Raw genomic sequence first — 13,057 nt, forward strand, 5'->3', positions numbered from 1 at the left:
GACATGAATTAGCCTGCATCCGGCTGGCGGACATCGATGTCGCTGAGATAGGCAACGACGGTGGCGTGGGACGTGGCAGCCGTCAGACCGCCGATCACCAGCACCATCAACACGACACCGAGATAGCCTGCCGAACCGATGGCGAAATTGCCGAACAGGGCGGTCGCCTGATCGGCTTGCGGCGTCGCCATATTGCGCGACGACCACCAGGAAAAGACGATGAAGACGAGCACTGCCGCGGCACCGCCAGCCGCCGCGCCCTTCATGCCGGTGACCAGGAAATGCCGGCGGAATTCGCGCGCGATGAAGCGTGCTTCGGCGCCGACGAAATGCAGTACTTCGATGATGTGACCGTTGCCGGCCATGGCGCCGCGCGTCGCGAACACCACGGTCAGCACGGTCGCCGACAGCATCAATGCCAGCACGGCAATGCCGATGGTCACCGTCGTGCGGGCCATCGCTACCAGCCGGTCGACCCAGGTGCGGTGATCGTCGAGCGATGCGCTCGGCAGTTTCGGCGTGATCGCGGCGCGCATGGCAGCGAAATCGGGCGGGCTGTTCTCGTCGATGGTGACGATGATCAGGCGCGGCACGGGTAATTCGTCGATGTTGAGCCCCGAGCCCAGCCAGGGCTCAAGGAGCCTCGCGGTCGCCTCGCGGTCGATGATCCGGGTCGTCTTGACGCCAGGGAATTCACCGGCGATCTGGGAGGCCTGGGTAAGGGCTGCTTCCATGTCGAGGCCGTCGACCGGCTTGATCTGGATCGTTGCCTCGCGTGAAATCTGGTTCTCCCAGACGGACGCTGTGTCGCGCACCAGCGTCACCGCGCCGAAAGTCAGGCAGGACAGGAACGTCATGATGGCGATGACCAGCACCAATGCCCGGCCGGCAATGTTCTGCGCCGGCACGATCGGCGCCATCCTGCGCTGGGCGCGCGGCTTTGCCTCGGTCGCCTCGGCGTCCTGCTCCCGTTCCACAAAATGTTCGGCGGACAGCTCAGTCATAGATGTCCAGCCTTCCGCCGGCCAGGATCATGCGGCGCGCGTCGACCTGTTCCATCAAGCCAAGGTCGTGGGTGGCGATCACCACCGCGGTGCCGAGGCGGTTGAGTTCGATAAACAGCCGCAGCAGCCGTCGCGCCAGAGGCGGATCGACATTGCCGGTCGGTTCGTCGGCGAGCAGGATTTCCGGCTGCTCGATCAGCGCCCGCGCGATCGCCGCGCGCTGCTTTTCGCCGCCGGACAGAACCGGCGGCAGCACATGCATGCGTTCGCCCAGCCCGACCCACTTCAACAACTCGGTGACATCGGTGCGGTAGCTCGCCTCCTCGCGCCCGCGCACGCGCAGCGGCAGCGCGACGTTCTCGTAGGTAGTCATGTGGTCGAGCAGGCGAAAATCCTGGAAGACCACGCCGATGCGGCGGCGCAGATGCGGCAATTCGGTGCGCGAGATGCGCGAACGGTCCTTGCCAAAGATGGTGATCAGCCCGCGCGTCGGCTTCAGCGACATGAACAGCAAGCGCAGCAAGGTCGTCTTGCCGGCGCCCGAAGGCCCGCTGAGGAACTGGAAGGAGCGCTCCGGGATGTGCAGGGAGATGTCGCGGAGGATTTCCGGACCCATGCCATAGCGGAGGCCGACATTTTCGAAACGAATCAATTTCGACGACCTGAATTTCGGCACGGCGGCGAGCCGGCCTGTTCTGGGTAAAGACCATCGGCCGGCATGGTTAACCGGCGGTTAATTTCTGGGCTGTTTCGGCTCGTCACGAGGGCTCCGGTGGGGAAGCGTTAACCATTTGTGTTTACGCAAAAGAAACGAAAAGCGAACACGTGCTGCAATGCTGGGGCCATGATGGCTGACGATCGAACCGCGCGCCCGGTTTCCGGCGAAATCATGACCGATCCGGCGGCAATTGCCGCAGCGGACAGGTCCATGCGTGGTTCGGCCGGCGACATCGTCGATGCCGACTACGTGGTGATGCCGCGCCTTACGCCTGCGGTGGAAAGCGTTTCGCCGCTGCCGCGCGCGATCGTCACGCCGCCCATCGAAGGCATGGACATGCTGCGCAAGCCCGAAGCCTCACCGGAGCGGCTACCGGCCTCGCGCGGCGGGCCGATCTTCTGGGTCGCTGGTATCGGCGCTGCCTTGGCCGCGTTCTGGGTCTCCGGCGGGCACGCGCTGGTGCGCCAGGCGCCGTTCCTGTCCAGCGCGCAGGCGTCGGCGCTCAGCATTTCGGGCGTCACGTCACGCGTCGACGCTACCGGGCCGAACGCCGCACTGTTCGTCGATGGCGAGGCCGTCAATGATGGTGCGAAACCGACGCAGTTGCCGCCGCTTGAAATCCGGGTGACCGGCAATGACGGGCGCACGACCCGCTATACGTTGGGGACATCCGGCCGCGCGCTGGCGTCCGGCGAAAGATTCGGCTTTGCCAGCCGGCTCGACGTGCCTAAGAACGGTGTGAAGACCGTGTCGGTCACTTTCGCCGAATAGCGTGTGCCGATATTCAGGTGAGGCTGGCCTGCAAACGGCGGTTTCCTGCTTCCGGTGCTCACGTACTTCAAGTACGCTCCGCTCCGGTTCTCGGAAACCACCGTTTTCGACTCAGCCTGACCTGAATCTCAACACACGCCAGGCGTGAAGCGTTCAGGTAAAAATTCAGGGGGCGAAAAATGCCAATCGTACGCGGCAAGGACATCGAAGTCCTGTTTTCAGCGTCGGCGATCGCGCGGCGCAATCTCGAACTCGCCAAGGAGATTGCCGGCCACGACTATCACGATCTGCTGGTGATCTCGGTGCTGAAGGGTTCGTTCATCTTCGCCGCAGATCTCATCCGGGCCATGCACGATGTCGGCCTGTCGCCGGAGGTCGAATTCATCTTCATCTCCAGCTACGGCGCCGGCACCACCAGCGGCGAGGTGAGGGTGCTGCGCGACATCGACAATGAGGTCGCCGGCCGCGACGTGCTGTTGATCGACGACATTCTCGAATCTGGCAAGACGCTGAGCTTCACCCGCGAGCTGATGCTGTCGCGGGGCGCCAAGAGCTGTTCCATCGCCGTGCTTCTCGACAAGCGCATGCGCCGCCAGACCGCGCTCAATGCCGACTATGTCGGCTTCGACTGCCCCGACTATTTCGTCGTCGGCTACGGCATGGACGTTGCCCACGCTTTTCGCGAGCTGCCCTTCGTCGGCGTCGTGAAAGGGGATGTGTAGGCGACTTCAAAAAGGTTTGTTGACGCTCCGCACCTTCAGGAAAAGTCAACTTTTCGCGGCCAAATATGCCGGCCATGGCAAAGCTTCTGATCGTCGAGGACGATGAGTCCGTCCGCACCCTGGCCGCCCGTGCGCTTGAACGTGCCGGGCACACAATCGATATCGCTGCGGACGGCGCGCAGGGGCTTTCGCTGATCCAGGCGGCGCGTGGCGGCTACGATCTCGTCGTCTCCGATATCCGCATGCCGGAGATGGACGGCATCGAGATGGCGATCGCGGCTGCTGCATTGTTTCCGTCGATCAAGATCGTGCTGATGACCGGCTATGCCGACCAGCGCGAGCGCGCCGAGGAATTGAACGGCATCATCCTCGATGTCGTGCAGAAGCCCTTCACGCTGGCCGAAATCCGTTCGCGAGTCGAGCGGGCGCTGATCTGCTTCGCCTGATCAGGCTGGGTCGGCGGCAGCGAGCACGGGTGGAACACTCTTGCGCCGTTCGGTGTTGAGCGCCAACAGGCCGGCGCCGATGATCAAGATGGCCCCGATGACGGTTGTCGACCGCGGTACTTCGGCGAAGAACAGGAAACCCCACAGCGGCGACCACAGGATGCCGGTGTATTCGAAGGTGGCAACGCGGTTGGCCGGCGCCATCCGGTAGGCCTGCGACAGCAGGATCATGCCGGCCGAGGCGACGAAACCGCAGGCGGCCATCTTTAAAAAATCCGGCAGCGTCGGCCAAAGCCATGGCCTTACCAGGAATTCCAGGCTCGGGTGGACGGCGTGCGTGATACCGGCAAGGTGAAACGCCCCGGCAACCACGGCGGCGCCGACGAGATAGGCGCCGTTCTGATAGAAGGCCATGACGGTGGACGATTCGGTGTCGCCGATCTTGCGCGCCATCAGCTGCGAAAAACCGTAGAGGGCCGCCGAGCCCAGCGACAGCAGCGCTGCCCAGTCGAACAGTCCTGCGCCGGGGCGCAGCATCACGAGGACGCCGAACAAGCCGATCAGCACGGTTGCCAGTGTCTGCCAGGAGACGCGCTCGCCAAGGTACGGTCCGGCCAGCACCATGATGAACAGCGGCGCCATGAAATAAAGCGCCACCGCATCGGCAAGCGGCAAAGCGGCGATGGCCAGGTAGTACATCGTATAGGAGGTGAACTGGATGAAGGCACGCACCGTCAGCATGCCGAATCGCTTCGACAGGATCGCCCGCAAGCCGACATCGGCATGGACCAGAACGATCAGGATCGGCAGGGCAACGATCGAGCGGATCGCCATCACCTCGGTCACTGGATAACCGCTCGACACGGCTTTGACGAGCGGATCCTGCAGCGAAAAGACCAGCACGCCGAGGCACAGGCTCAGGATGCCGCCCACCATCCGATTCTGCATCTGCATCCAGGCTCCTGCGCGTACGATCCGAAGCTGCCGCCCGCGGGTAAAAAGAACCCGCCACCGTTTCGGGTAGCGGGCACGAGTGAGGACTCTTGATTGGTCCGCGGCTGATTTCGCAGCCGCATATCCAATGGGTGAAGCGACTATCGTCCGTCGTTTGACATGTTGCAAACGAATTGGAATGATGCCAGCAATCAAATTCCCTTATGGCGGATTTCATGCGGCCGACCCTCGACAGCGACCTCCTGCGCACCTTCGTGGCGATTGCCGAGACCGGAAATTTCACCAAGGCGGCGGAGCAGGCCGGCCGCACCCAATCCGCAGTGTCGATGCAGATGAAGAAGCTCGAAGAGCTGATCGGCGCCAGCCTGTTCGAGCGCGGTTCGCGCGGCGTCGCATTGACGCGGCGCGGCGGCGAACTCATCGTCAACGCCCGCCGCATTGTCTCGCTGCTCGACGAGACGTCGGCATCGATGGCGGCAGCGCCGCTTGGAGGGCCGGTGCGCATCGGCATTCCGGAGGAATATGGCCACGCCATCCTTTCGCGCGCTCTCGGCGCTTTCTCCAAGCGTCATACGCAGGTCGAGGTCACTGTGCGCTACGCCCATTCCGGGGCACAGATGGCGGCGCTCGCTGCCGGCGAGCTCGATCTGTGCGTGGTGTTCGAATGGCAGGATCCCGCCGGCGGCGAAGTGCTGATGCAGGACCCGACCGTGTGGGTGACGTCGACCCTGCATCACATGCATGAGGAACAGCCGGTGCCGATCGCGCTCTACAACCGGGCCGGCTGGTGCAAGGACTTTGCCATCAAATCATTGGAGCAGCGCGATCTTGCCTATCGTGTCGCCTATACCAGCGACACCACCGGCGGCCTCAAGCTCGCCGTCACCTCCGGACTGGCGATCGCGCCGATTTCGCGCAGCAACATTCCGGACGGCTGTCGTGAACTGACCACCGCGGACGGATTCGGCGCCATCGATTCCTCCAACGTGGTGATGCACCGCAACCCCAATGCGTCAGGTGAGGCGATCGACGGCATGCAGGATGCGATCCGCGAAGCCTTCGTCAACAGGCTCAGTCAGCCGGCGGCATCCTCGTAGAAATGCAGCCGGTTGCCGAACGGATCGGCGACCGATATCTCGCGGGTCTTCCAAGGCGTCTCTTCCACGCCTGGCCGGGCGAAGCGGTAGTTTTTGCCGATCAGTTCGCCATGAAGAGCCGTGATGTCCTCGACCTCGATGCGCATGGCGATGCCGGGTGCACCGTCGCCATGATGTTCGCTGAGATGCAGAACGCAGCCGTCGCGGCCGACCGCCATGTAAAGCGGCGCGTCGTCAGCGAAGCGATGTTCCCACTGCACCTCGAAGCCGAGGAAGCCGACGTAGAATTCACGCGCCTTGGCAATGTCGAAGATGCGCAGGATGGGTGTGACGGCGCCAAGTCTGGGCATGGTGGTGCAACCGTGCGAGAGGGTTTTCAGGTGGGATGGACGCGGGCGGCAATCCCTATGTTTTTTCGCAATTCCGGACGGAAAACCGCTTCACACTTTTCCTGGAATTGCTCTATTTCAGCTCGAGCAGCCGTTCCAGATAGCTGCGTTCGATGTCAGGGCTGAGCGCATTGCCCAGCCGCTTGCGGATCGCTTCCAGTATCTGCCGGGCACGCTGCACGTCGATCTCGTCGGGCACCTTAACCGAATCGCCGAAATCGGGACCTTGGCTGGCGCGCGGCCGGCCGAGCGGATCACGGTCGGCGTTCTGCTGGCGGCCGCCTTCCTCGCCGCCGCCCTGGTCGCCCTGCATGGCCTGCATCTGCTTCATCATGTCCTTGGCGCCCTTGCGCAGCGCTTCCAGCGCCCGGCCCTGATGGCCGACGGCCGCATCCCCTTCGCCCTCGCCGAGTGCCTGTTCGGCATTGCCCATGGACTTGCCGGCATCGCCAAATCCTTCATTGGGCTCCATGCCCATGCCTTCGAGGCCCTTCTTCAGCTGGTCGAGGTCGCTTTGCAGCTGGCCTTGGCCCTGCTGCAGCTGTTTCAGCGCATCGGCGAACTCCTGGGGTGTCATCGGCTTTTGCCGGGCGAGCGGATCGCGGTCTTCGCCGACGCCGGGTCTGTCCTCATCCTGGCCGCCTTCGCCGAGCTGCTCGTCACGGTTCTGCCCGCGCTGGCGCTCGCCGCGCTGCATCTGATCCATGCGGAAGGTGTCGTTCATCATCTCCTGCTGACGCCGCAGGATCTCGCCCAGCTTGTCCATCTGCTGGCGCATCTCACTGTCCTGCTGGCCGCCTTGCTGCTGACGGCCGGCTTGCAGATTGTTCATCATGTCCTGCAGTTGCGACAGCAGTTGCTGGGCCTTGTCGCGATCACCCGACGTCGCCAGGTTTTCGATCTGGTCCATCATGCGATCGATGTCGCTCTGGCGCAGTTCCTGGCCATTCTGCTGCATCTGCGGGGCGTTGGGAATTTGCTTGGCGCGCTCCGCGAATTCCTGCAGGAACTGGTTCATCGCCTCGCGCAGTTCCTTCATCGCCTTTTCGATCTCAGCGTCGCTGGCGCCATTCTTGATGGCGTCCTGCAGCGCCTGTTGCGCCTGGCGCAGCCGCTTTTCGGCGGCCGAAAGATTGCCTTCCTCGATGCCGAGCGCGATTTCCCAGAGATAGGAGACCTCGCTGCGCAATTGATCGTCGCTCTCGGCCATCTTCAGCCGGGTGCGGGCGCTCATAATGGCGAGGTAGTGGGACATGTTGTCGAACGTGTCTTCCGGCCGCAGCGTGATGGCGTCCATCAGGTCGAGCACGCGCGGCTTGGCGTTGGCGTCGAGCGCCAGCAGGCGGCGCTGTTCGATCACGGCGCGTGCCAGCGGATTGGCGAAAGGCCGCTCCGGCATCAGCAGCGTCTTGGTTTCGCTCGACGCGGTGTGTCCGGCATCGTCGGTGGCGACCAGCGTCAGCTTGATGCTGCTGCCGGCCCAGACATGCTCGGTCAGGTCCTTGGAGGTCCTGGCGGCGTTCGACTTGCCGCCGCGGCGCGGCAGTGTCAGCGGCATTTCAGGTGCACCGTACAGCGGACGCGCATTCGGCGCCTGCGGATCGGCGAGCGCGAACACCGCCCTGGCGGTGGCGGCGCCATAGTCGTCGTCGATCTGGTAGTTTAGCTCGAAGGCGCCGTTTGCGGCGCGCTTGGGCTCGCCGACGAAGCGGATCTGCGGCGGCTTGTCCGATATGACCGCGAAGGCCCAGCGGCCGAGCTGTTCCTCGCCCGACGTCAGCGTCAGCGTGCCGTCGCCGGTCAGCTTGCTGGTGAACTGGCGCACCTTGGACGGCGTCGCCGGGCTTGCAGCCGGCTTGGCGGCGGCCTGCGGCGCAGCGGGGTCGATGACGCGGGCGTTGCCATTCTTGTCGGCATAGCCGAGCGTTTCCTCGCCTGAGCCGCCCGTCACGCGCAGCGAAACGTCACTGCCTTCGGGAACCGTAAAGGTCGGGATCGCCTGGTTGGCGTCGGCGGTCAGGAAGATCGGCGGCTTGCCGGTATAGGCCGGTGGCGTCACCCATGCATCGATGCGCGGCGGTACGATATCGCGCGCGCCATGGGCATTGAAGCCGTCGCTGATCCTGCCGCCCGTCGGCCCGAAGGAGAAGGCGAAGGCGGTAACGAGCAAAAGGGCAGCCACCGCGCGCAGCCCCCAGGGGTCGCGCTCCGGCACGCGCGTGCGCGGCAGGTCGGCGCCAAGGTTGTCGAGCCTTCCGGCCATGCGCTTCTGGTGTTCACGCCACAACGCCTGCGAGAAGCTGCTTTCCTTGCCGCTGGGCCGGTCGGTCTGCACCAGAACCGGGCTGTGCAACAATTGATTGGCGGCCTCGATGCGGCGGTCGATTTCGCCGGGGCCCGGCAGGCGGAAGAAGCGCAGCGGATAGAGCGCGGCCAGTGCCGCTATGGCAAAAGCAGCGACGAGGCCGATGCGCGCCATATCCGGCAGCCGGGAGAACAGCCCGAGCCAGGAGATGCTGAGGAACAGGCTGGCGACGATGACGAGCGGAAGCAGCAACGGCCAGCCGCGCTCGACCATCATCGAGACCCGCGTCGCCAGCCGGCTCAAGGCCAGCCGCCCGGCGAGGCCGCGATCGCTGCTGAAGGTGGGTCGTTGCGTCATCGGCCCTTCCTTGAGCCTATTGCATCCCGAAAACCGGGATGCGGCCCTATCCCTTTGAGCATGATCTGTTCCGAAAGGGATTTCACTTTCCGGGATCATGCTGTGGAGCGGGCAGGATAGCCCGGCGCCTCACGACTCAAAGAATACCAGCAAACACGGCAAAGGCGAGGCAGTTCGGAAAAACGTGAAGTGGGCCGTTATAGTTCCATCCTGCATACTTCAGAAGGTGGGGGCCCTTCAGAAGGTGGTGGGCCCTTTAGAAGGTAGCGGGGTCCGCATTCGCCCCGCAGACCAGTACGGCGACCCGTTCGCCCGCCACCGGCGCATAGCGGCCGGACAGGACCGCGGCAAAGGCGGCCGCACCTCCCGGCTCGGAGATGATGCGAGCCCGGTTCCACAGCGCCTTCTGCGCGGCGATGATGTCGTCGTCGCTGACCAGGATCGAGCGTTCGACAAAGGCCTCGGCGATCGGGAACATCATCTCGCCGACGCGCTTTGGCGCCAGCGAGTCGGCGGCGATGCCCTCGGCCGGCGCGTCGACGGGGTGTCCGGCCTCGAAGGCGCGATGCAGCGTCGGCGCTCCTTCCGGCTCGACGGCGATGATGCGGATGCGGCCGGCGAACCAGGCAGCGATGCCGCCGATCAGGCCGCCGCCACCGACAGCGACCAGCAGCGTGTCGATCCGAGGCAAATCGGCCTCGATTTCGAGCCCAAGGGTGCCTTGGCCGACGAGCGTTTCCTCCTGGTTGAAGGCGTGGATCTGCAAGGCGCCGGTCTCCTCGGCGAAACGTTCGCTGGCGGCCAGCGCCTCGGCGTAGCGGGCGCCGCCGACGATCAGCTCGGCGCCATAGGAACGGATCCGTTCCAGCTTGGCCGCCGGGCTCACTTCGGGAACGAAGATGGTCGCCTTGTGGCCCAGCCGCATGGCGGCATAGGCGACGGCCGCACCATGGTTGCCGCCCGATGCGGCGACGACGCCGGCGTCGGGAACCGGGCGCTCCAGGAGGTTGGTGAAGGCGCCGCGCGCCTTGAACGAGCCGGAATGCTGCAGGCATTCGAGCTTCAGGTCGACGGCCAGCGGCGGCCGATCGAAGTCGGCCATGTCGACGCGCAGCACCGGCGTGTGCCTGATATAGGGGCGGATGCGCGGTTCCATCGCGGCAATGCGCTCGCGTGTGACGGTGATGCCGTTCGTCATGGTTTGCTCCCTGTGACGGGTAGGTGTGTTTCCGGCGCTTCTATGCAAGCCAGTCGGGCATCGAATCCAGCCCGATCAGGTCGTCATAGGTCAGGCGTGGGCGCACGACGTGGAACCGGTCGCCATCGACCAGCACTTCCGGAACCAGCAGACGGGTGTTGTAGGTGCCGGCCTGCACTGCGCCATAGGCGCCGGCGGTGGAGACGGCAATCAGGTCGCCGGCCTTCAGCCTGGGCAGTTCGCGGTCCAGGCCGATATAGTCGCCGGTCTCGCAGACCGGGCCGACCACGTCGACCATCATGCGCGGCGTGTCGGCCGGCGGCTGCACGACCGGACGGATGTCGTGGAAGGCGTCGTAGAGCGTCGGCCGGATGAGATCGTTCATTGCGGCATCGACGACGAGGAAGTTCTTGGCGTCGCCTTCCTTCACGAAGATCACTTCCGAGACGAGGATGCCGGCATTGCCCGATATCAGTCGGCCAGGCTCGAACATCACCTTCAGCCCGAGCTTGGTGACATGCTTCCTGACGATCTGGGCATAGGCGTCGGGCAGCGGCGGCGGGTTGTTGTCGATGCGGTAGGGAATGCCGAGCCCGCCGCCGACATCGATATGCTCGATGGCATGGCCGTCCGCCCGCAGCGCGCCGACCAGCTCGACAAGCAGGGCGAAGGCATCGTCGAAGGGCTGCAGCTCGGTGATCTGGCTGCCGATATGGGTATCGATGCCGGTGATCCTGATGCCGGGAAGCTTTGCCGCGCGGGCATAAACCTGCCGCGCCCGCTGCCATGGGATGCCGAACTTGTTCTCGGCCTTGCCGGTGGAGATCTTCTTGTGGGTCTTGGCGTCGACGTCGGGATTGATGCGCAGCGAGATCGGCGCCACCTTGCCAAGGGCAGTAGCTCGCGCCGACAACAGCTCGAGTTCAGGCTCGGACTCGACGTTGAAGCAAAGGATGCCGGCGGCAAGGGCAAAGTCCATTTCACGCGCGGTCTTGCCCACGCCGGAAAACAGGATCTTGCCGGCCGGAATGCCGGCGGCCAGCGCACGGCGCAATTCACCTTCCGAAACCACGTCGGCGCCGGCGCCGAGCTTCGCCAGCGTCCGCAGGACGGCCTGGTTGGAATTGGCCTTCATGGCGTAGCAGACCAGCGCGTCGAGCCCGGCAAAGGCTTGCGCAAACACCCGGTAGTGCCTGGTCAGTGTGGCCGTCGAATAGCAGTAGAATGGCGTGCCGACCTGTGCGGCGATATCTGGTATCGCCACGTCCTCGGCATGGAGCACGCCGTCGCGGTAGTCGAAATGGTTCACGAGAATGGTTCCGGAAAGTTGGGGCGCGATGAGACCGGGTTGGAAGGCCCGGCTCTCGTCGGCTCTAGATCAGCGGGTCGAGGATGAATTTCTTGTCCTTGACCGGTTTTTCCGGCTCCGGCGGCACGGGCTGGTGGGCCTTCGAGGCATCCTTGCGCGCCTGCACGGCCGCCTCATAGGGCGTGTCGAGAGCGCCCCTCCTGCCGCAGGCCGAAACGGCCGCGATCGCAACCAGCAGCGTCAGCGTCACCAAAATCCTGCTTCCGGTCATCGATCCATCCGTCCGAAACGTTTGTCAGCCGCCGCTTTTAGCCGAGTTCTCTGCGCATTGCACCCCGAGATATTGCTCGTCGCAATATCTGGCGCAACCTCCGGCATTACGCTTTCGCCAGTCGCTTTTTCCAGGCGCGGATCTGCTTCCTCACTTCCGACGGCGCGGTGCCGCCGAAACTGGTGCGGCTCTTGATCGAGTTCTGCACCGCCAGCACTGAAAATATGTCGGCGGTAATGCCGGGATCGATCGACTGCAAATCCTCCAGTGAAAGCTTCTCCAGCCCCACCTTCCTGTCTTCGGCCAGCGCCACTGCCCGGCCGGTGATATGATGCGCCTCACGGAACGGCAGGCCGAGCGTGCGCACCAGCCAGTCGGCAAGGTCGGTTGCTGTCGCGTGGCCGGAGCCGGCGGCCTTCTTCATCGCGGCAGCGTTGACCGTCATGTCCGAGACCATGCCGGTCATCGCCGCCAGCATCAGGTCGAGCGTCTCGGCGGCGTCGAACACCGATTCCTTGTCTTCCTGCATATCCTTGCCATAGGTCAAAGGCATGCCCTTCATCACGGTCAGCAGGCCGACCAGATGGCCGGTGACGCGGCCGGTCTTGCCGCGCACCAGTTCGGCGGCATCGGGGTTCTTCTTCTGCGGCATGATCGAGGAGCCGGTGGAAAACGAGTCCGACAGCCTGACGAAGCCGAACTGCGGGGTCGACCAGATGATGATCTCTTCGGCTAGCCGTGACAGATGCGTGGCGCAGATCGCGGCAAGAGCGAGGAACTCGAGCGCGAAATCGCGATCCGAGACGCTGTCGAGCGAATTGCGCATCGGCTCGCGGAAGCCGAGCGCCTTGGCGGTCCGGTGACGGTCGATCGGGAAGCTGGTGCCGGCAAGGGCCGCGGCACCGAGCGGGCTTTCATCCATCCGTTCGATCGCATCGCGCGCGCGCGACAGGTCGCGCGAAAACATCTCGACATAGGCCATGCAGTGATGGCCGAAGGTCACCGGCTGGGCCGTCTGCATATGGGTGAAGCCCGGCATAACGGTCGCCGCATGCTCCTCGGCCCGCTCCAGCAGCGCCTCGATCAAGCCCTTCAACGCCTCGGCGACGCGAAAGCACTCCTCCTTGACCCACAGCCGCAAATCGACCGCGACCTGGTCGTTGCGCGAGCGGGCGGTGTGCAGGCGGCCGGCCGCCGGGCCGATCAGATCGGCGAGGCGCGCCTCGATGTTCATGTGGATGTCTTCGAGCCGTGTCGAAAACTCGAAGCTGCCGGCCTCGATCTCTTTCAGGATCGTGTTCAGCCCGTCAGCGATTTTTTCTTGGTCGGCCGCCGAAATAATGCCCGTTTGCGCCAGCATCTCGCTATGGGCGATCGAGCCTTTGATGTCCTGCGCATAGAGTTTGCGGTCGAAGGAGATAGACGCGTTGATCGCTTCCATGATCGCGGCCGGACCCGAGGCAAAACGTCCGCCCCACATCTGGTTGCTGGTTTTCTTGTCGCTCATGGCTATAAC

At 64.2% G+C, this 13,057-nt stretch carries 13 protein-coding genes; 4 read left to right on the plus strand and 9 right to left on the minus strand.

The genetic code is table 11. The features are described 5' to 3' along the window. Positions 1–8: 8 nt before the first annotated feature. On the minus strand, positions 9–1,004 hold the full coding sequence (locus MESCI2_RS0119970) for a cell division protein FtsX (RefSeq protein WP_027038121.1): 996 nt from the start codon (positions 1,002–1,004) through the stop codon (positions 9–11). After that, on the minus strand, positions 997–1,656 hold the full coding sequence (gene ftsE, locus MESCI2_RS0119975; protein ID WP_010911739.1) for a cell division ATP-binding protein FtsE: 660 nt from the start codon (positions 1,654–1,656) through the stop codon (positions 997–999). Before ftsE ends, MESCI2_RS0119970 begins: the two co-directional genes overlap by 8 nt. Before the next feature lie 192 nt (positions 1,657–1,848). Here ftsE and MESCI2_RS0119980 point away from each other — a divergent pair, with 192 nt between their 5' ends. From MESCI2_RS0119980 to MESCI2_RS0119990, 3 genes are all read left to right on the plus strand, one after another. Next, a complete protein-coding gene (locus MESCI2_RS0119980; RefSeq protein ID WP_027038122.1) occupies positions 1,849–2,493 on the plus strand; it encodes a hypothetical protein in 645 nt (214 codons plus the stop codon). A gap of 179 nt (positions 2,494–2,672) precedes the next feature. After that, entirely contained in the window at positions 2,673–3,215 is a 543-nt protein-coding gene (gene hpt, locus MESCI2_RS0119985; protein WP_027038123.1) for a hypoxanthine phosphoribosyltransferase, read from the plus strand. Positions 3,216–3,289: 74 nt separating this feature from the next. Further along, the gene (locus MESCI2_RS0119990; protein WP_027038124.1) at positions 3,290–3,661 is read left to right on the plus strand and encodes a response regulator; all 372 of its coding nucleotides are present in this window, start codon (positions 3,290–3,292) and stop codon (positions 3,659–3,661) included. On the opposite strand, the gene MESCI2_RS0119995 is transcribed toward MESCI2_RS0119990, so the two are convergent. Then, positions 3,662–4,609 carry a DMT family transporter gene (locus MESCI2_RS0119995; protein ID WP_027038125.1) on the minus strand — a complete coding sequence of 316 codons (948 nt, stop codon included), beginning with the start codon at positions 4,607–4,609 and terminating at the stop codon, positions 3,662–3,664. A gap of 221 nt (positions 4,610–4,830) precedes the next feature. Between MESCI2_RS0119995 and MESCI2_RS0120000 the strand changes: the two genes are divergently transcribed. Next, on the plus strand, positions 4,831–5,712 hold the full coding sequence (locus MESCI2_RS0120000; protein ID WP_023811107.1) for a LysR family transcriptional regulator: 882 nt from the start codon (positions 4,831–4,833) through the stop codon (positions 5,710–5,712). Here MESCI2_RS0120000 and MESCI2_RS0120005 read toward each other — a convergent pair. The 6 genes from MESCI2_RS0120005 to argH form a co-directional block, all read right to left on the minus strand. Continuing rightward, positions 5,691–6,062 (minus strand): glyoxalase superfamily protein, encoded by a 372-nt coding sequence (locus tag MESCI2_RS0120005; RefSeq protein ID WP_027038127.1) that lies wholly within the window; start codon positions 6,060–6,062, stop codon positions 5,691–5,693. The two genes, MESCI2_RS0120000 and MESCI2_RS0120005, sit on opposite strands and share 22 nt — an antisense overlap. Positions 6,063–6,174: 112 nt before the next feature. Further along, a complete protein-coding gene (locus tag MESCI2_RS0120010; protein WP_027038128.1) occupies positions 6,175–8,763 on the minus strand; it encodes a TIGR02302 family protein in 2,589 nt (862 codons plus the stop codon). A gap of 256 nt (positions 8,764–9,019) precedes the next feature. After that, positions 9,020–9,961 carry a threonine/serine dehydratase gene (locus tag MESCI2_RS0120015; RefSeq protein WP_027038129.1) on the minus strand — a complete coding sequence of 314 codons (942 nt, stop codon included), beginning with the start codon at positions 9,959–9,961 and terminating at the stop codon, positions 9,020–9,022. A gap of 40 nt (positions 9,962–10,001) precedes the next feature. Further along, entirely contained in the window at positions 10,002–11,270 is a 1,269-nt protein-coding gene (gene lysA, locus MESCI2_RS0120020; RefSeq protein ID WP_027038130.1) for a diaminopimelate decarboxylase, read from the minus strand. A 64-nt stretch (positions 11,271–11,334) separates the two neighbouring features. Then, on the minus strand, positions 11,335–11,541 hold the full coding sequence (gene lptM / locus MESCI2_RS0120025; protein ID WP_023811112.1) for an LPS translocon maturation chaperone LptM: 207 nt from the start codon (positions 11,539–11,541) through the stop codon (positions 11,335–11,337). A gap of 106 nt (positions 11,542–11,647) precedes the next feature. Then, positions 11,648–13,048 carry an argininosuccinate lyase gene (gene argH, locus MESCI2_RS0120030; protein ID WP_032901064.1) on the minus strand — a complete coding sequence of 467 codons (1,401 nt, stop codon included), beginning with the start codon at positions 13,046–13,048 and terminating at the stop codon, positions 11,648–11,650. Positions 13,049–13,057 lie beyond the last annotated feature (9 nt).

Origin of the sequence: Mesorhizobium ciceri WSM4083 (genome assembly GCF_000519305.1) — a bacterium.
GTDB classification, from domain to species: Bacteria; Pseudomonadota; Alphaproteobacteria; order Rhizobiales; family Rhizobiaceae; genus Mesorhizobium; species Mesorhizobium ciceri_B.

Coding starts and splice junctions, on each gene's coding strand:
- MESCI2_RS0119970 (WP_027038121.1), bottom strand. CDS start 1,004: ATGACTGAGCTGTCCGCCGAACATTTTGTGGAACGGGAGCAGGACGCC.
- MESCI2_RS0119980 (WP_027038122.1), top strand. CDS start 1,849: ATGATGGCTGACGATCGAACCGCGCGCCCGGTTTCCGGCGAAATCATG.
- hpt (WP_027038123.1), top strand. CDS start 2,673: ATGCCAATCGTACGCGGCAAGGACATCGAAGTCCTGTTTTCAGCGTCG.
- MESCI2_RS0119990 (WP_027038124.1), top strand. CDS start 3,290: ATGGCAAAGCTTCTGATCGTCGAGGACGATGAGTCCGTCCGCACCCTG.
- MESCI2_RS0119995 (WP_027038125.1), bottom strand. CDS start 4,609: ATGCAGAATCGGATGGTGGGCGGCATCCTGAGCCTGTGCCTCGGCGTG.
- MESCI2_RS0120000 (WP_023811107.1), top strand. CDS start 4,831: ATGCGGCCGACCCTCGACAGCGACCTCCTGCGCACCTTCGTGGCGATT.
- MESCI2_RS0120005 (WP_027038127.1), bottom strand. CDS start 6,062: ATGCCCAGACTTGGCGCCGTCACACCCATCCTGCGCATCTTCGACATT.
- MESCI2_RS0120010 (WP_027038128.1), bottom strand. CDS start 8,763: ATGACGCAACGACCCACCTTCAGCAGCGATCGCGGCCTCGCCGGGCGG.
- MESCI2_RS0120015 (WP_027038129.1), bottom strand. CDS start 9,961: ATGACGAACGGCATCACCGTCACACGCGAGCGCATTGCCGCGATGGAA.
- lptM (WP_023811112.1), bottom strand. CDS start 11,541: ATGACCGGAAGCAGGATTTTGGTGACGCTGACGCTGCTGGTTGCGATC.
- argH (WP_032901064.1), bottom strand. CDS start 13,048: ATGAGCGACAAGAAAACCAGCAACCAGATGTGGGGCGGACGTTTTGCC.